Consider the following 21527-nt stretch of genomic DNA (forward strand, 5'->3'; position numbering starts at 1 on the left):
GATTTGAACGCCCGTTGCGTTGGCCTCTTTCGCGCCGGCGGCCTCGCGGCGCTCGCCTTGCTTTTCACTTTGACGGCTGCCAGCGCCGAGCGCCGCGTCGCACTGGTCCTCGGCAACGCCCAGTACCAACACGCAGCACCGCTCGCCAATTCGGTACGCGATGCTGAGGCCATTGCCGAGCGCTTGAAGAAGCTCGACTTCGATGTGGTTTCAGGCTTCGATCTCACCAAGCCGCAGACGCAGGCGACGATCGCCCAGTTCGCAAAACGGGTGCGCCGCGCCGATATCGCGCTGTTCTTCTACGCCGGCCACGGCTTGCAGGTCTCGGGCAAGAACTACCTGCTTCCGGTCGACGCCGCGCTGGAGGACGAGACCTCCCTCGACTTCGAGGCTGTGTCGGTTGATTTCGTTCTGCGCCAGATGTCGCGCGAGACCAGCATCAGGCTGGTGTTTCTCGACGCTTGCCGCGACAATCCCCTCGCCGAGGTGCTGGCCAAGACCGCGGGCGTCCACGGCGTAAGCAGCGGCCTTGCCGAAATCCCGATAGAGAAAGGTGGTGCCGGCACGCTCGTCGCTTTCGCCGCCAGTCCCCATCAGCTCGCCGATGACAGGTCAGGCGGGCATTCGCCTTTCACTTCGGCGCTCCTCAAGCGTATCGGCGAATCCAATGTCCCCATCACCGAGGCCATGAACAGGGTCGCCAGCGACGTCCTCAAGGCAACCGCCGGCAAGCAGCGTCCCTGGATCAACGTTTCGCTGAAAACGGATGTCGTTCTGCACAAGGTCGATCTCAATGCGTCGTTGATCGTGGGCGAGGCGAGTGCACCTCAGGCCGAGGGCGGTTCCGGCGCGGGCAACACTGGCGCTGCAAGCGCATCGGGCCAAGGTGACGATCAGCTTGCACTCGAAGTGCTGCGTCAGAAGATCCCCAGGCTGGCCTCGGACGGCCCGATCTTTTTCGAGCATCCGATCGATTTCGGCGATCCGGCAATCGACGGCAAGAGCATCGCCCAGCTGATCAAGGGCAAGCCCCTGTTCAGCCCGGTGGAGGGATTGGACAAGTCGGTATGGGAGGACAAGCACTGCGACGGATGCCATGAATGGGACGAGGCGCGGCTGTGCGAGCAGGCGAAAAATTTCGCCGCCAACGATGCCTCCGTTTTGCGCCTGCAACATCCGCTTGGAACACGCTTCAAAGTGGCGCTTGCCAAATGGGCTCAAGGTGGCTGCAAGTAAGGCAGGACGATAATGGCATCCGCCTGGTTTCTGTCGGTAGGCTCTAACCCTTTGTTTTGACGCAATTCCGGACGGAAAACCGTCTCACACTTTTCCTGGAATTGCTCTAGTAGGCATCCCCGATTGGCGCGGCGCCTCGATCTCGGCAATCTGGATGCCCATTTCGACAAAGGCGGAAAGAACGGCAAAGCGGTCCGCCAGTGCGACACGTGCCAGTCCGGCCAGAACACCAGCATTGACTGCATGGGCGGCAGGAAACGGCTGCAAGGCCGATGGTGGTTCTGCGCCGGCAGCAGATTCGCCAGCAACAGGACCATTGTCACGCCATCCCGCCGCCAGGGCAATCCAGGCGCCCGGCGTTGTCGGCGGCGTTGCCTCTGCCTGGCTCACTGCGGCGCGGTGGCGGGGGCTGTCCGGTTCACTGACCCAGTCGCGAACATGGGCGAGCAATTCGTGATCCGTCACGTCGAGCAGCTCGCTCAGATGGCTCAGGCATTCATGCGCCCACCAGACCGCGGCCCGATCGGGGAGCAGGTAGGCACAGAACGTGATCGCCTCCTCGGGAACGCGGCCGACGAGCAGGCCGCGGCAAAACTCGATCGATGGCTGTTCGGTTGGAAGCGTTCTCATCTCCCGGGCAACACCGGGACAAGCCATGAAGAGATCCCGTGCCGTCTTGAATCGAAGCCCGTTGGCCATGACCGCCACGCTTTCATCGAGAAGCTCTAACCACTCAAGCCCCAGGCGCGGCGCGGGTCAAGTCTCTACCGGTAACGCTGCAAAAACTGCCGGCACCGCCGTATCCCCGGCGTTTATCGACAGACAATTGCCCCGGAGTTTGGTATGATCATGCCATCGAAATCGGATGCTCAACAGGAGTAACCGCTATGCAGTGGGGCAGTTCAGCCTTTGTGTTGGCGGTCGTGTTTTTCTCGACCCACGCTTTCGCCGACCCCGTTCAGAAATCAGAAGACATCGTGAAGTTTTTTGCCGGAGCCGCCGACCTCGGCAAATCACGAGGAATTTGTGTCGGCACCGAGGAGGAGTGCAAAAGCAAGAGCAAGGCGAAGGACGCGCCGGGAGAAAAATCCAGTCTCGATATGCTGATCAATTTCGGCTTGGATTCGGCCGAGCTCGACACCACCGCGCGCGCTGAACTCGGCGAGTTCGCCAAGGCGCTGAAGGACAGCCGGCTGAGCACGTTCAGCTTTGTCGTCGAGGGTTACACCGACGCCACCGGCACGGTGCACTACAACGAAGGCCTGTCGCAACGACGGGCAAGATCGGTGGCCGCCTTTCTAACGGCCAATGGTGTCGAGGCCGCCCGCATCAACCCGATCGGCATGGGCGAAAAGAATCCACGCAGCCCCGACCCGTACGATCCGGCTAACCGCCGCGTGGAAATGCGGATAAAGACGCAATAGCGACCGGATTGGGTCCAACAGGCTAGGAACGCCGGCGGTCAGTTCTTGAGCACGCCGCCCACCGCTACACCGGTGCCGAAGATCAGCGCCTTGGTGAGGAAGTCGTTGTTGTCGCGGGGTGGCGGAAGATCATCATCCTGCCGCACCACAGTCTCGCGGTTGCGCCGCTTCTGAACGACCTGCTTCTGTTTGCGGGGTTTCTGTGCCACCGGTCTCGGCGTGCGGACCTTCTGTACCACCTGCTTTTTCGGCTGCGTCGCACGGGCCTGATCGGCAGCATATCTGGCGCGCACGGTTTCCATCATCGGATCTGTCTGGATCACGAGGAATGCAAGTTGCTCGCGTGTCAGATAGGTGGTCTGCGGCAGGCCGTTCTCCGCTTGCCAGATGCCGATAGCCTGACGGGTCTGTGGGCCAATGTTTCCGTCGACGCGGCCAAGCTCGTTGCCCAACGCTTCGATGCGCAATTGCAGGTCGATGCGACCCTGGCGGTCAAGGCCAATAGCACTTTCCGTCAAGTCGGTGCCCGGTGTCTGCTTCACCTCGTCCGGGACGCCGACCGAGGTGCGCACCGCGGAGCCGGAACTGGCGTTCGCCTGGTCCGTATCGAGTGCCGCGACCTGCCGATTCTGGGCTTTTGGGTCATTCAATTCGTCGATGTTCAGCCGCGCCACCGTGGCGAAGCGGCCGTTTGGAAACTGCTCAAGATAAGCCTCGTAAAACGGCACCGAGTTGCGCTTGGAGGCTTCATCCCAGAGCCGCTGCTCGACTTCCCAGGGCGGAGGATCGCTGGCGACAGGAGCAGGAGCGGATGTCCCTGCGGCGTTCGATGCGTCGGCCACTGGTTTTACGGCAGGCGCCGCCGCCGCGATGGGTTTTCCAATGAACACCTCGCGCCCCAGCGACGCGTTGTGCCATGGCCGCTGGCGACCTTGAGTGGTCTCGCTCACTTCACCGCGCACCCGCGTCAGCGCGCTCTGGATCTCGACGCCGGGTTCGGTCAGGTGCCTGGCGAGTGCGGTGGAGTAGGGGCTGTTGATGCCGTTGCCGTCAAAAGCGATGGCGCCCGGATCGGTGGCATACGCAATCAGAATGCCACCCGTTCCGACGCCCTCTGATTTTGCTTCGATAGGCGCCAGGCCGGATCCCAAAGAGCGCGACTTCGGTAACGATGCGGCCAGCGTCCTGGCGAGTGGATTGTCGCGACAGGCATCGAGGATGATGACACCAACCGCCGGGTCGGATGGCAACGCCGCCATGAACTCGTCGATCTGAACGGTGCGTGTCTTGAGATAGGCGGGCGACGTCAACTCGGCGTCGACTGGAATAAGGAAATTCTTGCCGTCGACCTGCATGCCATGACCGGCATAGAAAATGACCGCGAGGTCGGCGTCGTAGGATTGTTCGGTGAACCGGCTGATGAGGCTGTGCATGCCGGGATTGTCCTGGTCGACCCCTTCGATGACCTCGAAGCCGGCATTGCGCAGCGTCGATGCGATTAGGTGGGCATCGTTGGCGGGGTTGGGCAAGGTAACCGCATGGACATATTTGCTGTTGCCGATCACCAGTGCGACGCGTTTGGCCTCAGGCACGGCAGCCTCGGCGCCGAAGGCGGTAAGGAAAAACAGGAAAATCCCGCTCAGAAAGATTGCGAACGCTTTCATAGACCAGCCCTCCGCCCGTCTGGGCGCACTGTTGATGTCTGCGTATGCTAAATTTCATCAGCGACAGAGTCGCTGCGCCAAAAAGATGGCTCTTGGGCATATGTGATCTTAACCACAATTTTGGTTCACAACGGCCCGAAAAAAGTTAGCTATAGTAACACCTGGCAGCAGGAACACCAATAGTCCGAGCGACTGACGCCATGGCGGGCAGGTTCAAAGCGTATTCTGAATCGAGCTTATGAGGGGGATGACGGCCTGCTTGTATTTCTCGAACTCCGGCGATGTCTCGCGAATCTCCGTCGTCGTCGGCGGCGGGCTGGTGTCAGTGGCCACACGGCTCAGCTTCTGGCCCATTTTCCGTTCGGCCCAGTCCACCACATAGCTGGCTGACTTGCCGATGAGAAACGGGTTGGCCTGGATGACGGCCGACCCCAGAACGGCGCTCAGTTGCGCCGAACCTGGCGCAGCCAGCACCTGATGCGCGCCTTCCATGCCCAGGAAGTGACAGAGATAGAGCCGGCCGGCCGTGATCTGGTGACCGCGCGCCCGCAGATAGGCCTCGCCTTCGCGTGCCAAATTGCGCACCATCTCACGCGAGATGGTAGCGTCGTAGCGCAGGGCCAAGAGGTCGGCGGTCGATAGAGTGCGCGCGAGTTCCGGGCGATAGGTATTCATCATCCGGATCCAGGTCTTCGTTATGAACTGGCCGGCGCCGGTCGCTGAGGAATTCGGGTTCTTGGCGCGGGCGCTACCGCCACTTTCGACATGAACGATCCGATCGGTCAGCGTTTCGACGGCGACATCGCCAGATTTGCCAGAACTGCCAGCATCATAGGTGGCGACCGCGGCGGTCACCGTGCCCAGCGGATCGATCACCTCGCCATTCTTATAGAGTTCGAAATGCAGATGCGGTCCGGTCGAGAGGCCGGTGGTGCCGATATAGCCGATGATGTCGCCGGCCTTCACCTTTGTGCCGACACCGCTTGCGATCGCGAATTTCTGCATATGCGCGTAGCGCGTCTCGCGTCCGTTGGGATGCGCAATCTTCACCAAATTGCCGTAACCGCCGCCATTGCCCTGGAAGGTGATCTCGCCGTCGAAGGCCGCCATGATCGGCGTGCCGACAGGGGCTGCCCAGTCGACGCCCTTGTGGATGCGAACCACACCGAGAATTGGATGTTTGCGTGGGCCGAAGGTGGAGGTCATGACCCCGTTGACGGGCGTCACCATGCCGTTGGTGACTGTCAGGGAGCGGACCTGATCGTCACCGCTCACGCAGGCAAACTGGCCGTCGCTCTGCTGGAAGACGAAACAATCGAGACTTTTTTCGGTGCCCTGGACGCCGACATACAGCACCCGCCCGGCACCCTCGTCCTTGCCGCGCGGGGTTTGGGAATAGATCAGCACGAGACGCTGGTCTTCGCTGGCAAAGGCGTCCAGATCCTGCCCTCTTGACAGATACATGATCGCTTCGCCGATCACGCCGGTCGGGACATTGTTGCGGGCCGCCGTCGAGTAGATCGCGTCGAGCAGGCGGTACTGCCTTTTGTGCGTGCCTTCCTCTTGTGCACCGGAGTAGTTGAAAAGATCTTCGCGGACCCAGGGATCGACACCTGAAACGAACGCGCCGGCAGAATTGCGCGTGAGCGTGCCGACAAAGACGTTCTTGGCGTAGATCGAAACCTGCATGAGCGACATCGTCGTCGTCTCGCGGTTCGGCCGAAAACCGCGCATGGCGACGACATAACCCGGCTCCAGGCCCTCCCGGTTGAAGAGCGCCTTCAGCGCTTCACCCGCCAGCTTGGCATCGTCGGCGGAAAAATGGGCATCGAGCACAACGCTGTCCAAGCTCCGGTCGTTGAGAATCTTCACGAACGTGTCTTCGGTCGCCTCAAACCGCTGATATTCATTGGTGACGACCGCGACGCTCGTGTTGTTTTCGATCTGGGTCTTCTGGAATGCGGGCAGTGCTGCGTCGCCCGCGTCGATCGTCTCGCCCCAGCCGGCTTCCGGATCGTCGGCATCTGCCTGCGGGCCTGCGGCCGCGTCCTGGGTGGTGGGCGGCGGCTGAAGATCGTTCTGCAGATCGCCGGATGGTGCTGCAGCCGTCTTTCGTTGCGCCTGGAAGAAGGCGAAATCCTCCTGCGTCGACGGTATCGTCGTCATGAACTTTTCGCTGGCGCTCAGCATGACGTCCGACAGGATTTCGATCTGCGGCGAAACGCCGGCCTGATCGAGTTCTGCCGGGCGCGGGACCGCTTTGCCTTTCGTCGCGGCGGCATCGGGCGCAAGCGTGATCCACATCGGGTCCCCGGCCAGGTCGATAATGGCCGGCACATAGACGGATGCATCGGCCGGCACATCGGCCGCGCCTTCGACCGCATGCAGTTCCTCGTCTTCGTCACCGAACGACCAATAGTCCGCGGTGAGGTAGAAACCGGCGGCGATGGACAGCAGGGCGATGACAGCGAAACCGGCAATCAGCCTGCGCCAAAGCGTGCGCCTGCGCAGCGCGGCGCGCGCCTGCTTTTTTTCTCTGAAACTGGTGTCGATACTGTGCGTCACGGACTGCTTCCGGTCAGGAAGAAGGTCCACCGCACCTGTTCAAGCGTATCGACTTCGAGAAATTGCGCCGCAATATGGCCGCGCTGCCAGCATTCGTCGATGCCGCGGATCGAAAAACGCCGCCGCTCGATGCACATCTCGGTCGACCCGGTCAGGATCGCATGGCCAAAGACGTCTGTCGCGTAGACGTAGATGTAGCGGTTTGTCAGTTCCTCGCGGATGACGTTCACGCATTGATTTGCACCGATAGTCCACCAGCCGTCGGTCTGGTCCGCATTGTCGACCTTCTGGCCGACGGCGAGATTCACGACGTCGAGTGTCTGGTTGCAGACCGTGAATTCGGCGTGTGCTTCGCTGGACGCCAGCACGGCCAGCAATGCCGCTCCCGCCATGACGGCAAGTTTCATCCGGCCTGTCAGGGCGAGCAGGGCTCGAGCTGGATCGCGCTGCCTTACGGGCAGGTCGGCAGACGAGTGAGGCAAACACGCGCGGCGGAGTTCCATCGGGCGCCCATGCTATCCGCCGAGCCGAAAGTACTTGGCAGTGGCTGAAAATTGCGATCCGTCGGTTTCGATCTCTTCGAGAATTTTGGGCAGCAGCACCGAGGCCGGCGTCGGCATGGAGAACGCAGCCGCCTGAATATCCTGAGGACCCGTGATCACCATTATGATCTGCGGAACTGCTTTTCCGGCGGCCTTGTCGGCGGCGCCGAGACCGATCGGGATGCTGAAGGTAGCCTTGTCCGATTGTACGACGATACGGTCATCGAGATTGAACACCATGCCCTTGTGATCGATGAGCAGCACGCTGGAAATGAGGCCGCCGCGCGTCACCAGCGTGCCGCCGATCGGCGTTCCGTTCGGCACCGATGTCCGGTCGAGAACAAGCTGCGGCTTGTCGGCCGCGGCCTGCCCCAGAAAGCGCAGAAAGTTGGTGACTTCGCATTGGCTCGGCTCAATGAGGCGGACGCTGATGTCCGGCTCGACATGGAATTTTGCCTGGAAATCGCCCAGCATCCGTTCGAATGGCTGGACCGCCGTTCCAAAACCTTCGATCGCGGCGGCCTTGTCGGTTGACGACGTTATGTTGGCATAGAAACAGTCGCCGCCGCCGAAGTCGCGAACCCAGGAGACTCGTTGCGCGATGTCGTCGACGACCGGGGGTATCGCCGGTTTGGGCACGTTCAAGGCGATGACGGCCTGGTCCGGCTGTTTGGCCGGTGGTGACGAGGCGTTTTGGCCCTCGGCGTTCGCGGCATCCGCCTGCCTCGCAGAGGGCGTTGGTACGGTCGCCTCGGGCACCGCCGGCTGGTTGATCTGCGGCTCGGGCTTTGGGGCCTCCACACTCTTCGGCTGGGTCGGCGGTGGCGTTGAGACCTTCTCGGCTGGCGGGGTTGGAGCTGTCGTCTCAGGTGCCGGAGCCGACGTTTGATTGTTGCTGGCCATCGTATCCGGCTGGGTTGCCGGCGCTGTCTTTTCCGAAGGCTGCGCGTCCGTTGCAGAAGGCTTCAAGGGGGCCTGGGTTTGCGGGGGAGCAATGGGCTTCGCTGCCTCGGGCGCTTGCACCGGCTTTGCATCTGCCTGACTTTCAGCCGGCGGCGCGCTCGCCTCTGTTTGCGGTTGCGCTTCCATTGCCGGCGGCTTTGGGGGTTCCTCGGCTGGCGAGGGGGCTTCGGCGGGCTGATTTTCGGCCGGCGCTACGTTGGCTTCCGGCTGCGCTGGCGGAACCGGCTGAGCCGGCTCCGGGGCGTTCGCGACTTTGTCCGCCGGGATCGGCTTTGACGTTTCCGCTGCAGGCTTTGGTGGTTCGGGTGAAAGCGATGTCTTGCCGGCAGACTGAGTCGCCGGCGTCATGACGCCGCTTAGATAAAGGCCCGCGCCTGAGGCGACAGCCAACGCCGCCAAGGCAGCGATCGCGATGGCTCGGGTGTTCGTGGATTTTCCAGGTAGATCCGCCGCGACGCGCGCACGCGGCGGCCGGGCGACCGGCGAAGGCCGCGGTTCGGACAAATGCGCGGGCCGGACATGCGGGACGAAGCGTTGCTCGCCTGGGCCCGTTGCCACAGGCGCGCTCTGTCCGGCGACATTGGATCGCTGGGGCTGTGCCCGGGGATCAGGAACAAGGGTATGTCCCGCCGCTGGCAAAGCCGGCCGGTCGCGAGGTGTCCTGGATGGCGGCGGCGTTGTTGCTTCGTCTTCGCCGCGCGTCATCCTGGCGATATCAGCCATGCTGACCGGCCGGTCTTGCGGGTCCGGCTGTAGCATGGCGTCGACAATGGCGCGAAAATCGTCGTCGATGTCTGAGAGATCAGGAACGGCGCGGCGCTTTTCGATGATCTCGTACTGCGATCCGCTCATGTCGATCGGCTTGCCGCGCAGAGCGGCAGCCAGCACCAGCCCAAGGCTGTAGATGTCGGACTGCTCGCTGACGTCGCCGCTGAACAGCCCGAGCTGTTCGGGTGAAACGTAGTTGTATTTTCCCGCGAACTTTCCGCCGATCAGCGTCTCCCCACCCACCGTCGCCGATCGCGCGATGCCGAAATCGATGATCTTTGCGCGGTCGACCCGGCCCCCCGGCAGGATGATGTTGTCCGGCGAGAGGTCACGATGGATTGCTCCCGCTTGATGCACAGCGCTCAATCCGGATGCGAGGCGATGACAGAGCTTGCGAACCTCTTCCGCCGGCATAGGACCACGTCGCATGATGTCGTACAGCGACTCGCCGTCCACGAATTCCATGGCAAGGTAGGGGCGGCCGATCCCGGGGTCGATGGTGAAGACGTGGTATCGCACGACCGCATCATGCGACAAATGGTTGAGGATCGAGGCCTCCTTGCGGAACAAGGACAAGATCGTCTGGTCACGGGCAAACTCGGGCAGGACGATCTTGATCGCGACGTGGTCTCCGGTCTGGATGTTGTGGCCACGGTAGACCTCGCCCATGCCACCGAACGCGATCCGCTCGTCAAGTTCATAGATGCCGCTGAGCTGCGTGCCTACGGCGGTATTGGCCACCTGCGGCGATATTCGCGTCTTGTCGTCGGCGCTCATCGGCCTCGGCCCTCCGCTCCGGACAAATCAGGGCGAAGCGGTTGTCCGTCGCGTCCTTTCTTGATCTTCACCAGCACGATGGTGACATTGTCCGTTCCGCCCCGCGTCAGCACGGTTTCCAACAGATTTTCACACGCCGCCCGAGGTGTTGCCGATACGACGGCGGCCTCTATCTCCGCGTCGGTGACATGCGCCGTCAGCCCGTCGGTGCTCAACACAAAAATGTCCCCCGGCATCAGTTCGCCTTGTTGGAAATCGATGACGAATTCGTCGCTGACACCGACCGCATGGGTGATGACATTGCGGCGTGGCCAGGTGAGCGCCTCGGCCGCACTGATCATGCCTCGATCGAGGAGTTCCTGCACTTCGGTGTGGTCTTTCGAAATCTGCGAGATCGAAGCGTTGCGGATCAGATAGATCCGGCTGTCGCCGGCCCACAGGCAGGCAAACCGCCCGTCCATCGCCAACAGGGCGGCGACCGTGGAACCGATGGTTATGCCGCGAGATTCCGATATGCCGAGGATCTCGGCATTGGCTCGGCTCAGCCTGTCCTCGAAGCGCGCCCGCAGATCCGGCGCAGAGCTTGCGATGCCGATCGTGGCCAGATGGTCGACAATGCTGGCCGAAGCGACCTCTCCGGCCTCATGCCCGCCCATTCCGTCGGCCACCACCCAAAGGCCGGTTCGTGGCTCGAGCAGATAGCTGTCCTCATTGTGCTCGCGCACACAGCCTTTGTGGCTCACGCCGAAACTCTCAAAGGGAAGGGCGACATCGCTCAACTTGCCACCAAGCGCTTCTCAGGCGTCCTCTGCGGTGCTCTCCGGGGCACTCGCTCGCGCCACTTTGCCACAGGCTCGAGCATTAGAGTATCGAAATTAAGGTCTGGACGCCCGAGGCCATGCTGGCTGTCAACGCATTGAGCGGCGCGAACTCCATCTCAAAACGCCTTTGGACAGCTGAATCCGGAAAGTGCCGGAAGCAGGAAGGGGTTGGGGCCGGAGCCCGTCTGGATCGTATAGGCGACGTCGCGCCCGCCGATCACGAAGCGCGCTTCGACGTTGCTGTCGGTGCCAGTGATGGTCGCCTTGTCCATGAGCCGCTTCAGCGCCCATGGCCCTTCGAACTTGATGCTGGATTCGCGCCCTGGCATCTCCGGCGTCAGGCTCAGACTGGCGGATCCGGCAGCCGCTCCGCTCGGCCACGTCACGGTGCTCGGCGCGTTGCCCGCCTGGTTGTTCTGGACTGTTTGGCCATCGATATCGAGCACCGCCGCGTCGGCATCGCCATGCAGTGAGAATGGCGTGAAGGTGATGCTGACCGAAGGCGCCGAACCACCCTGGGGAAAGAAGGCGATACGGATTTCGGCCGCCAGCTGGAAGGTTTTCAGCGTCGATTTCGACAGGTCGCGGCCGAAGCGCGCATCCTGTTTCCAGCTCCAGTCCTTACCGCTCATGTCGATGAGCGATGCGAGATTTTGCGCGAAGAACCGGTCCATCAGCCCGCCAGGAGCGAACAGTTTCGCGAAATCCGCCATCGCCATGTCCTGGGCGCCAGTGCCGGAGAACGGATAACGGCGGTTGACGGCCGCCTCGCACGGAGCGGTGACCGTCTGGTCAAGCAACTGGTTCAGATTGGCTAGCGAGGTCTCCGTGACGTTGCCTTCGAACTCGTCTGCCGTCGCATTGACCATTCTGGCGAGTGGTTTGGGCAGTCGCGAGGAATTGGCACGAAGGGTGGCGATCTGCAGCTGCAGATTGGCGTTGACGCGCTCCGTCTGCGAAGGCACGTCGGTCGCCAGTTGCAAGCTCTGGTAGATGTCGCGGAAATTCTGGGTCAAGGCATCGATCGGGCGGCGTCCGGCAGGGCCACCCACCAAGGCCTGGAACGACCTGAACTGCGCTTCTATGTTGGCCCCGGGGCTCTGGTTTTGCGCTGCTGCCGATCCCGTGCCGGCACGGCTTTGCGATTTTCCGGTCGCGATTTGTATGCCGATGCGAGCCAGACCCTTGGCCATCTTTGCTGCGTCCGGAGACTGGCCCTGAACTGTGCCTCCTTCAACCCCGGTGCCTGTGTCCTTGGCCGAAGCAGCGTCGCCCGTCAGCGCCGTTTCATCGGCGACGGCCGTAAACAGCTGTTCGATCGGCGAAGTTGGCGAGGCGACGGCGGAAAGCACGATATAGTGCGGCCTGTCCTTCAGCATCGCTTTGAATTTCAGCCCGTCGAGAACGCTGTTCCACGCTAGTGCGAACTCCTTGCCGTAACGATCGAGAAGTTCGGGGCCGAGCTTGAGCAACGCCTGATCGATGCCGCCTTGCTCACCGCCGCCGCCAAGCACCCATTGGTCGTCGACGAGCATCTGCGCAATGTGTGAGAGCTGTCCGAGATAAAAATGGTTGAAGCCGTTCCAGCTATAGAGGCCTGGAACGCGCAGGCCCGACAGATCGCCGCCATCGACACGCTCGAACAGCAGCTGCGCTTCCGGGCCGCCTTTGACGGCAACGGAAAAATCATCCAGCGCTGCCGAATAAACCGCGGACTTGATCAATGCGGAGGCGCGGTCGGTAAGGCTCATGCGCCCGAGCGAGCGCTGAGCGGCTTCGATGAGCGGCTGGTTGAGTTCGAAAACCGGATCATAGGCGTCGTCCAGAGCAAGCATGGCCCGCAAATGCTTTTCGAGCTGCTCGCGTCCTTCGCGATTGTTTTCACCGGGATACCGGTTCTGCTCCCAATCCTGCTTCATCCAGGAGACGATCAACGCGTCGTCGACCTTCGGCGCTTTGCCGCCAAGCATCAGGTAAATCTTCAACGGTTCGTAGAGCGCGGAGGGATCGGCCATCCTGGCCTGGATCGTCCGCTCGGCCTGGATCAGCAGGCGCGACCGCAACATGCGTTCCAGCGCTTGCCGGTAGGCCGTCTTCGATGCCGAAAGCAGTCGCTCCCGCTGGCTGAGGCCGAATGTCTCCTCGATCGGTGTCGGCGCATCGCCAGTCTCGAACCCGGCCGGAAGATCCCGCAGCTGATCGAGCGGGCCAATGACGTTTTCGAGATCGACATCGGTCACCTCGGTGCTTTTGAGCAGTGTGTCCGCCGTCGTACGATACTGGCCCATGGCCTGCGTGGTGGAGGCGATCAGCGACCTGTTGGCGGTGAAGCTCAGGGCCAGCGTGCCGAGCACGGCCGCGGCGATCAAAGCGATGGCCCCCAGTCCGGCAAATCGGGCGATCGCCACACGCCTTGCGGCCGATTTGTCGTACGAAACCCATCCGGATTCGGCAAAAATGACGCCCGTCAGCAGATCATGCAAAAAGAAGCTTTTGCCGCTTCCCGACAGATGGGCGCGGGAATTGCTGCCGAAATTGCGGCCGATCGCGCCTAGCACCTGATCGATCGGCGTTCCCTCTTGCGTGCCTGAGGAGAAGTAGAGTCCACGCAGACTGACATTCACCTGGCTGCGGGTCGGATCGAACAGGCTGGCGATAAAATTCGTAATTCGCTCCTTCAGCGCGCCAAACTGCGCCGGAAACCCAAAGACCGATATGCGCGCGGCCGGGTCAGCTTCTTCCTGAAGGCGGTCGGGCATCTCCTCGACCAGACGTCTTGCCAGTGCATCGAACTCGGCCGGAGCCTCGGCCGCCATGTTCTTAGTGCGATCGGCGGTCTGGAAGGTAGCGCCCCAGACCTTGCGCCGGCGGGGCTCGTCGAAACCGCCGAAGTAATCCATGAACCCGACAACAAGATCGGCCTTGGTGAACAGCAGATACACTGGAAACTGGATTTTCAACGTCTCGTGGATTTCCCGCAGACGGCTGCGTATCTCGACGATGTGAGCGTCAAGCTGCTGATCGTCGAGGCCGATGAGATCGGCAAGACTGATCGCCAGGATGACGCCATTTATCGGTTGCCGTGTGCGGTATTTCTTGAGCAGCGACAGGAAAGCTAGCCAGCTCCTGCTGTCGCTCTGAGCATTGGACTCCTGCGTCGTGTAGCGCCCGGCGGTGTCGATCAGCACGGCCTGGTCGGTAAACCACCAGTCGCAGGCGCGTGTTCCGCCAAGGCCGGCGACCGGCTGGGCATCACCCGAACCGGCCAGCGGAAAATTCAGGCCCGAATTGACCAGCGCCGTTGTCTTGCCTGCGCCGGGCGGACCGATGATGATGTACCAAGGGATTTCATAGAGGAAGTTGCGCTTGCCGCTCGACCGTTTGAGCGCGGCGATCGCCTCGTTCATCCGCGTCTCGAGCACCGGCGAATCGTCATTCCTGTCGTCGTTGCGGGCAACGGCCGTCTCCAGAGCCTTTTGCACCTTGCGCATCCGCCGGAAACGCAATCCATAGAAGAGCGCCAGGGCTGCCACGATCACGCCGATGATTGTCGCGCGCAGCCACGCAGGCCCGAGAGGACGGCTATCGGCGAAGCGGACCAAAGGTCCGGCAAACCAAACTGCCGCCGAAAAACCGGCCAGCGCAATCATGCTGAATATCCGCAGCAGCCAACGCGTCATCGGCGCTTCCAACCGGCTGTGCTCACAATGTTTCCTCCTTGGCGATCATCACATCGACACGGCGGTTCCTGGCCCGGCCTTCCGGCGTCGCATTGTCGGCGATCGGCTCGTCCTCGCCCTTGCCGTCGACGGTCAGTCGCGAGGGATCGCTGAACTTCGGTGCCATGATTGTTTCGACGGCCTTCGCTCGGGCGACGGAGAGATCGAAGTTGGACTTGAACGGGCTCGATTTTCGCGGCTTCACATTGTCCGTATGGCCCACGATCCTGATCGGCCCGCCCTCGGGTTCCAGGGCGGCGGCGATATCAGCGGCTATGGGCTGGAACTCTGGTTTCGCCTCGGCCCGGCCGGACTGGAACAGCACGAGATTGTTTATTTCGACGACAATGAAGTCGCCCTTCGTGCCGACGGTCAGTCCGCCGGCTTCGACGTCCTTGGCCAGTGCCGAGCGGATGCGGTCGATCTGCGAGGTTGTGGCAGCGGGTGGGGCGACTTTCACCGGCTCGGGCAGCGGCGCCACGCTGGCGCGCTCGATGGCGATCGGCGTCGATGGGTTGAGTGCCAGCAATTGACCGGCGGCGGCTTCGCCTTCATTGGTGATGAAGACCCGCAACGTGAAGAATGCGGCAGTCAGCAGCGCCGATGCAGCAGCCGCGACGACCCAGAGCGGCAGGCGTGTCGAAGACTGCGTCATCACCGCCGCCAAGCCCTGCCAGCGGGGCGAAATGTCCTCGTCGGCGCGAGGTTTGAAATAGCGAAGCGTTTCGTAGACGTCGCGCCGAACGCGTTCGAGATTGGTGTCTTCGCGCGTCAGGTCTCGATATTGGCCCTCATACCCCAGCGACAGGCAGACATACATCAATTCGAGCAGATCGTGGTGCGCCTCCGGGCTGGCCAGGATCTTGTTGAGCGCTTCGAAAAAGCCTGTCCCGTTAGGCTCGACGCGGAAGAATTGCGAAAGCATGCTGTGCTGCGCCCAGGCGTCCTTGCGCGGCCAAGGCAGGTTGCCGATGAGATCGTCGGCTGTTTCGCACAGGACAAATTTCGCAATCCGCGCATCCTCTTCGGCAACACCTGCTTTCTCCAGTGTTCTGTCAAACTTGTCGATCGCCTCAGTGACATGTTCGGCCAGCGGCCCCGCCTGTCTCTCGACAGGGACAAGCCTGAGCTGGCCGAACAGCATCAGCAACGGCGCGGCCGCGGCAAGGGTCGGGTTTGACGCGGAATATCGGACACTGTCGGTGACATTGAGCAGAGCCTCCTGCCGCACAGCCGACGTCCGCGCCGCCGCGGAAGGAGTTCCCTGACAAAGCACGGTCCCGGATGTCCAACCCGGCGGTGTATGCCGGCCGATGCCGGGATCGAACACGGTCGATCCCTTGATCGGCGAGGGTTGTCCGCCATCGGCGACGGACTCCTCAGAGACGGACGGCGGCTTTCGTTCACGCCGTGGCGTGGCGCGAATGACGGTCTTGCCCGCCGGGCCGAAAGGATCGTCCTTCGAGCTCATCGTCGATCGTCCGTCGGCGCGTGGCGCCCGCGATCTCGCCGGACCGGCGCAGAGCGGTTCGCGATCAGGTAAAGCAACGGCAGGCCCTGCCGGTCAGGGCAGTGTCTTGAGGACGGTCGGCTACTCGTTACTATCCCGCCGTAAGATGACATTTGCCCAGACCCCCAGGACGATCAGCCTTACTCGCTTGGCGAATTGTCGTACGCGATCGTAATCCCGGAAACTCTTGATTGGAACCGGATACTGCGCGCCGAAGAGGTATCTTCGTCGGCTTCCCTGAAGCGCCTATTTCTGATTGTCGGCCTTGGCATAGGCTTCGCTGAAATAGGCCAGGAATATGTCCAGCATGCCGTTCTCGTGGGCTTCCTCCATGGTTCGCCAGGTCGCGACAAAAGCATCCCATGCCCGGCTCTTTTTCGACGAGAACGACGTCGGCGGAAGCTTTCTTCCGATCGCTTCGGGAGACAGGTCGTCAAGCAGCCGCGACAGCGCCGTCTGCATGGCGGCATAGGTGGCGAATTCGTGCGTCTTGAGATCGCGGAAGGCATCTTCGATGCTGCGCCTGGCATCGAGATAGCCGGCCCGGCGCCGTGCGAACATGATCTCGAGGATATCGTCAGTTCCCGGAACGAATTTCAGCGGGTTGTTGTCGGCGGCGCTGATCATCGTTCGCTGCGTGCTCTTGGCCAGCATTTTCGCTGCCGCGCGCGCCTTCAGCAGCAAGGTCAGTTCCTCGACCACCGTGCGCAGCACCGCGCCGATTTCGGCGGCAACTTCATGCGGATCGCGCGACCGCAGCAGTTCCGGCGAGATGCCCGCTCCGATCGCGATTGCCCGCAGCACTTCATCGCTGGTCGAGGGCAGGGGCGGTGGCGACGGGAACGTCGACGCTGCACCCCGCTGGCCGGACCGTTGCTCCGTGGGATCGAAGAACGGCCCATCTCCGAATTCCAGCGACCGGCTTGTCGCCCCCGGCATTTCCCGCTGCGTCGAACCCTGGCTGGGATGAGCCGTCGCGGCGCGCTCCTCGTCGATCGACACGAAGATGACATAGCGGCCGATCAGCATCCGGTCGCCGTTGACCAGCCGATGCGGGCCGATCATGCGCTGGTTTGATCCGTTGATGTAGGTCCCGTTGCGCGAGACGTCGTGCAGCCAGAACGCGCCTGCCTCGTAGCGGATCTCGCAATGCCGGCCCGAGATGAATTTGTCGGGGTCCGAGAGGGTCCAGTCACAGGCATCGCGACCGATCTTGAAGCTGCGATCCCGCGCCGCGTAGCCAGCCGAGATGCCAGCAGGCAAGGCGTCGACATTGTTGATTTGCAGCCTGATGTGCATCCAGGATCGCCGTCGAACACTGACCGATACTCCCACATTCTAGCAGTTTGCACATGCAACAGGACAGCAGCGTTTCGAGGCGATGCATCGAGAAGTTAAAGTTTTTTTCCGCAGTGCGTCCTCTTTGGCCAGCGGGACAACATGTGGTAGGCTCAACATGGCCTGGTGCGGCGGGTCGAAAAAATTCCCGGCAGATGGCGGGAACTTCAAATTCACCGCGCCGGCGGCCGCGTCCAGGAGGGGCACGACCCATGCCGAACGAACGTGCCACGGTTGTGCAGACGCCGGTCGGCGCCGTACTGACCTTTACGCATCTTGTCGGCCGCGACGAGATCAGCCGTTGCTTTGCCTATACGGTCGGCTTCGTCGGGCCCAACTCCGACATCGATCCGGCGAAGATGCTGGGCGGCGCGGTTTCGGTCGAAGGGGAATCCGATCCGAAACGATGGTTCAGCGGCCTGGTGTCCGAGTTTCGCCTGACCCGCATCGAGGACCGGCTGGCCTACTACGAAGCGGTCGTCAGGCCGTGGCTCTGGTTTCTCGGCAACACCACCGATTGCCGGATATTTCAGAACATGACAGCTGTCGAGATCGTCGAGAAGATCTTCTCGAAATACGGTACGGCGAAATTCGAGAAGCGGCTGCAAGGGTCGTACCCGTCGCGCGAATATTGCGTGCAGTACGACGAGAGCGATCTGGATTTCGTGCAGCGCCTGCTTGAACACGAAGGCATCTTCTATTTCTTCGAGCATGACGAGGGCAAGCACACGCTCGTCCTGTGCGACGCGATGAGCAAGCTGAAGCCGGCGCCGGGCTACGAGAAGATACCCTATAATTTCGAGGGACAGGGCTCGCGGCGCGACGTCGAATATATCACCGAATGGATTCCGGGCAGTTCGGTGCGGCCGGGGGCCTATGCTCATACCGACTATGATTTCCAGAAGCCCGGTGCCGATTTGATGGCGAAGTCCGCCCAGCCGTTCGGCCACAAGGAAGCCTCCGGCGAGAACTATCGCCAGCCTGGGGCGCATCTCGATGTCGGGCGAGGCGACACCCTGGCCGGTATCCGGCGCGAGGAGCTTCAGGCCGTGCACCAGCGCATCACCGCGGTCGGAACCGTGCGCGGCCTCCATTCCGGCTGTACGTTCAAGCTGGAAAACTTTCCGCGCGATGACCAGAACCAGGAGTATCTGGTTGTCAGCGCGGAATACAGGTTGTTCGATCCGGGCTACAGAACCCAGAACGAAGCCCATAGCGAGAATTACAAGGTCGTACTGGGTGTCGCGCCGACTGCCTTGCCCTATCGCGCTCCGCGGATCACGCCGCGGCCCATCATGCGCGGGCCGCAGACGGCGACGGTGGTCGGCCCTTCCGGCGAGGAGATATTCACCGACAAATATGCGCGGGTGAAGGTGCAGTTCCACTGGGACCGCCTGGGCAAGAAGAACGAAAACAGTTCCTGCTTCGTCCGTGTTTCGCAGACCTGGGCCGGCAGCGGCTGGGGCTTCATCCAGATACCGCGAATCGGCCAGGAGGTGATCGTCGACTTCCTCGAAGGCGACCCTGATCTGCCGATCATCACCGGCAGGGTCTACAACGCCTCGCAGATGCCGCCCTACGGCTTGCCGGGCAACGCAACGCAGTCGGGCTGGAAATCCAATTCCTCGAAAGGCGGCGGCGGCTACAACGAGCTGATGTTCGAGGACAAGGCCGGCTCCGAACTGGTTAACTTCCAGGCGCAGAAGGACCACAACCTTTTGATCAAGCACGACCGCACCAAGCTTGTCCAGCACGACCAGTCCGACCGCATCGACCACGACGCCAAGCATTCCGTCGGCCACAACCTCGACGAGGACGTCGGCAACAACAAGACGGTCAAGGTCGGCGTCGACCAGACCACGAATATCGGCAACAACGACACCGAGACGGTGGGCGTCAATCGCTCGCTGACGGTGGGGTCGAATGAGACGATCGGCATTGGCTCGAACTCGACCGAAACCATCGGTGCCAATCACACGCAGACCGTGGCGATCGTCCAGACGGTGAGCGTTGGCGCGGCCCGGGTCGATTCGGTCGGGGCATCCGAAACCCGAACCGTGGGTGGCCCGCAAGCGAATACAATCGGTGCGACACGGTCGGTCACTGTGGGTGCTGCGCAGAGCCACGATATCGGTGCAGCGGATAGCTGGAATATCGCTGCGAATCAGTCGGTCCAGATTGGTGCCGATCAGAATTTCAAGATCGGCGGCGCTCATGCTTCGCAGATAGGCAAGGGGCGAGATGCCAAGATCGCCGAGGATGATGCAACCGATGTAGGCGGTTCGCGCGCGCTCAAGATCGCAAAGGGCAGCCTTGTTGAGGTCGGCGAAGATGGCGCGATCAAGGTGGGCAAGACCTTGGTCATCGAAGCGGGCGATGCCATTACCATCACGTGCGGTTCTGCGGCGATCGCGATGAAGAAGGATGGCACGATTTCCATCACCGGAAAGGATATTTCCGTGAACGGTTCAGGCAAGATCAATGTGAAAGCTTCGAGCGACATCATCATGAAGGGCTCGGAGATAAAGCAGAACTGAGGTTGACGATGGGACGGGTCAAGGAGCGGATCGAAGGTGTCGTGATCGGCATATTCCTGGGCTTTGGCGAAGACGCTCCGCTTGTCGTCTTTCCCGGAAACCCGAAGGAGACCGCGATTCCGGCGCGCAGTCTTGCCGAACTCACTTCCGATATGATCGGTGCCGAGGTGGCGTTGCTGTTTCAGGATGGCGATCCCGGGCGGCCACTCGTTGTCGGCCGCATTGTCGAGCCGGCACGCCGGACTTCGGCACCGCAAATCGTCCGCGATGGGGAGCAGGTGCGGATCACCGGTGACGAACGCATTGAGCTTCGCTGCGGCAAGGCGACCATCATCATGGAGAAGGATGGTCGCATCACGATTCGCGGTACGTATGTGACAAGTCACGCCAGCGCGGCGAACCGCATTCGCGGCGGCTCGGTCAATTTGAACTGATGTCGGTGCCCGTTCTTCGCGAAATCGTCCGTCAGCACGCAGAGATGGCAGCGTTCCTGTGGACAATCTACGACTACAACCTGCTCAATCCGGGCAAGAATCCGGACATGGACGAGGAGCGCCTTGCCCGGCTCGTCGAGCGGCTGGAGGCGCATCTCGATGGGCTACGGGTGGCAGGCGATGTCGGACGCGAGATTGCGCGAGAACGCTATGCCGAGTACCCTGAACAGGGTGAATTGTTCGTCGTGCGCATGCTGTCGGTCATTGAGACGCCGCGTATCGTGGATCTGGACCTTGGAAAAGTGAGGTCCTATCTGGCCGCGAAGCGAAGTTAACGCGTGCGCAGGGCAACGGGAGCAGCCCGAACTGTAATTCCGGACTGTTAGGTATAGTCGGGGCCAAGCCAGTTCGAGCCGTCATATCTGATTGCGGAGTTTCCGCCTGCCAGTGTCAAGTACGACCCGTTGGTGGATAGCCGATAGACCGGAAAGCCGTCCTTAAGTTTCGATACCGCTGTGCCGTCAAATGTGAATACGCCTTGTCCGCCGCCGGCGATGTAGATGGATTTCCGGTAAAGGGCCATTTTGTAGAAATCTCGGCCGCTTTGCGAGACATCTGTCCAGGCAAGACCGGAACCGCGAAACAGGGTCCCGGCACTACCGGAAACCAGGACGTCGGTGGAAGACAGCGCCAACAGGCCGACCAGAATGGCATTGGTCGGCAGCTGAATTTGCGACCACTGCTGGCCGTCATAATGCCAAAACAATGATCCTTCGCCCGACACGTAGAGGTCGTTCGGCGCCGTACCGGCGATGCACAGGATTGTATTTCCGAGAGCCGGGCTGAAGGTGGACCACCGCGCGCCGTCCCAATGGTGGACGACGCCCTCGGCTCCGCCGCAGTAAATAGTGTTGTCGTCAAATCCCCAGACGGTGTTCAAAGGACGAGATGAGACCTGGCTTCCCGCCCAATCGGTGCCCGAGCCCGCATGGACAGCGCCATTGTCGTCGCAGACAAGGATGCGGCCGGACTTAGAGCGCCATATATCCGTGAACCAGCAGGGTTTTTCGTAAATTCGTTCAGACTCATTGTCGTCACTGGACACATCCGATTCCGAGATGACGAAGGAGTAGAAGCTCTCACCGTCGTAATATGCGACCGCGGAAAAGATGGCTCCATCATCCGCGACAACCACGCCGTTCACCGTCACGCTGTAGTCAGCCACGTTA

At 61.6% G+C, this 21527-nt stretch carries 15 protein-coding genes; 5 read left to right on the forward strand and 10 right to left on the reverse strand.

The window, feature by feature from the left end; translation table 11 throughout:
* Window positions 1-3 precede the first annotated feature (3 nt).
* On the forward strand, window positions 4-1236 hold the full coding sequence (locus tag NKJ04_RS16870) for a caspase family protein (protein WP_352676522.1): 1233 nt from the start codon (window positions 4-6) through the stop codon (window positions 1234-1236).
* An 84-nt stretch (window positions 1237-1320) separates the two neighbouring features.
* Here NKJ04_RS16870 and NKJ04_RS16875 read toward each other — a convergent pair whose 3' ends face one another.
* Window positions 1321-1935: a DUF6931 family protein gene (locus NKJ04_RS16875; protein ID WP_352676525.1), complete on the reverse strand. Its 615-nt coding sequence runs from the start codon at window positions 1933-1935 to the stop codon at window positions 1321-1323.
* A gap of 188 nt (window positions 1936-2123) precedes the next feature.
* Between NKJ04_RS16875 and NKJ04_RS16880 the strand changes: the two genes are divergently transcribed.
* The gene (locus NKJ04_RS16880; protein WP_128305187.1) at window positions 2124-2660 is read left to right on the forward strand and encodes an OmpA family protein; all 537 of its coding nucleotides are present in this window, start codon (window positions 2124-2126) and stop codon (window positions 2658-2660) included.
* Between the two features lie 38 nt (window positions 2661-2698).
* Here NKJ04_RS16880 and NKJ04_RS16885 read toward each other — a convergent pair whose 3' ends face one another.
* The 8 genes from NKJ04_RS16885 to tagH form a co-directional block, all read right to left on the reverse strand.
* Entirely contained in the window at window positions 2699-4324 is a 1626-nt protein-coding gene (locus NKJ04_RS16885) for a caspase family protein (RefSeq protein WP_352676529.1), read from the reverse strand.
* Window positions 4325-4537: 213 nt separating this feature from the next.
* Entirely contained in the window at window positions 4538-6889 is a 2352-nt protein-coding gene (locus NKJ04_RS16890; RefSeq protein ID WP_352676531.1) for a M23 family metallopeptidase, read from the reverse strand.
* On the reverse strand, window positions 6886-7296 hold the full coding sequence (locus NKJ04_RS16895) for a DUF1036 domain-containing protein (protein ID WP_352676605.1): 411 nt from the start codon (window positions 7294-7296) through the stop codon (window positions 6886-6888). The genes NKJ04_RS16890 and NKJ04_RS16895 overlap by 4 nt, the downstream gene beginning before the upstream one ends.
* 108 nt (window positions 7297-7404) lie before the next feature.
* Window positions 7405-9939, reverse strand: coding sequence for a serine/threonine-protein kinase (locus NKJ04_RS16900; RefSeq protein ID WP_352676534.1), 2535 nt, complete (start codon window positions 9937-9939; stop codon window positions 7405-7407).
* The gene (locus NKJ04_RS16905) at window positions 9936-10718 is read right to left on the reverse strand and encodes a PP2C family protein-serine/threonine phosphatase (protein ID WP_352676536.1); all 783 of its coding nucleotides are present in this window, start codon (window positions 10716-10718) and stop codon (window positions 9936-9938) included. Before NKJ04_RS16905 ends, NKJ04_RS16900 begins: the two co-directional genes overlap by 4 nt.
* Window positions 10719-10876: 158 nt before the next feature.
* On the reverse strand, window positions 10877-14440 hold the full coding sequence (tssM, locus tag NKJ04_RS16910; protein WP_352676538.1) for a type VI secretion system membrane subunit TssM: 3564 nt from the start codon (window positions 14438-14440) through the stop codon (window positions 10877-10879).
* A 22-nt stretch (window positions 14441-14462) separates the two neighbouring features.
* On the reverse strand, window positions 14463-15950 hold the full coding sequence (gene tssL, locus NKJ04_RS16915; RefSeq protein ID WP_352676541.1) for a type VI secretion system protein TssL, long form: 1488 nt from the start codon (window positions 15948-15950) through the stop codon (window positions 14463-14465).
* Window positions 15951-16235: 285 nt separating this feature from the next.
* Window positions 16236-17288 (reverse strand): type VI secretion system-associated FHA domain protein TagH, encoded by a 1053-nt coding sequence (gene tagH / locus NKJ04_RS16920; RefSeq protein WP_352676543.1) that lies wholly within the window; start codon window positions 17286-17288, stop codon window positions 16236-16238.
* A gap of 251 nt (window positions 17289-17539) precedes the next feature.
* On the opposite strand from tagH, the gene NKJ04_RS16925 reads away from it, so the two are divergent.
* From NKJ04_RS16925 to NKJ04_RS16935, 3 genes are read left to right on the forward strand one after another with little or no spacing between them, the layout of a single operon-like run.
* Window positions 17540-19864 (forward strand): type VI secretion system Vgr family protein, encoded by a 2325-nt coding sequence (locus NKJ04_RS16925; protein WP_352676545.1) that lies wholly within the window; start codon window positions 17540-17542, stop codon window positions 19862-19864.
* 8 nt (window positions 19865-19872) lie between these two features.
* Window positions 19873-20298 carry a DUF6484 domain-containing protein gene (locus tag NKJ04_RS16930; RefSeq protein ID WP_127296687.1) on the forward strand — a complete coding sequence of 142 codons (426 nt, stop codon included), beginning with the start codon at window positions 19873-19875 and terminating at the stop codon, window positions 20296-20298.
* Window positions 20295-20633 (forward strand): hypothetical protein, encoded by a 339-nt coding sequence (locus NKJ04_RS16935; RefSeq protein WP_352676608.1) that lies wholly within the window; start codon window positions 20295-20297, stop codon window positions 20631-20633. The genes NKJ04_RS16930 and NKJ04_RS16935 overlap by 4 nt, the downstream gene beginning before the upstream one ends.
* 47 nt (window positions 20634-20680) lie before the next feature.
* Here NKJ04_RS16935 and NKJ04_RS16940 read toward each other — a convergent pair whose 3' ends face one another.
* Complete coding sequence (locus NKJ04_RS16940; protein WP_352676548.1) at window positions 20681-21523, reverse strand: WD40/YVTN/BNR-like repeat-containing protein; 843 nt, start codon at window positions 21521-21523, stop codon at window positions 20681-20683.
* Window positions 21524-21527: the final 4 nt, after the last annotated feature.

Origin of the sequence: Mesorhizobium sp. M0618 (genome assembly GCF_040320765.1) — a bacterium.
Classification (GTDB): domain Bacteria; phylum Pseudomonadota; class Alphaproteobacteria; order Rhizobiales; family Rhizobiaceae; genus Mesorhizobium.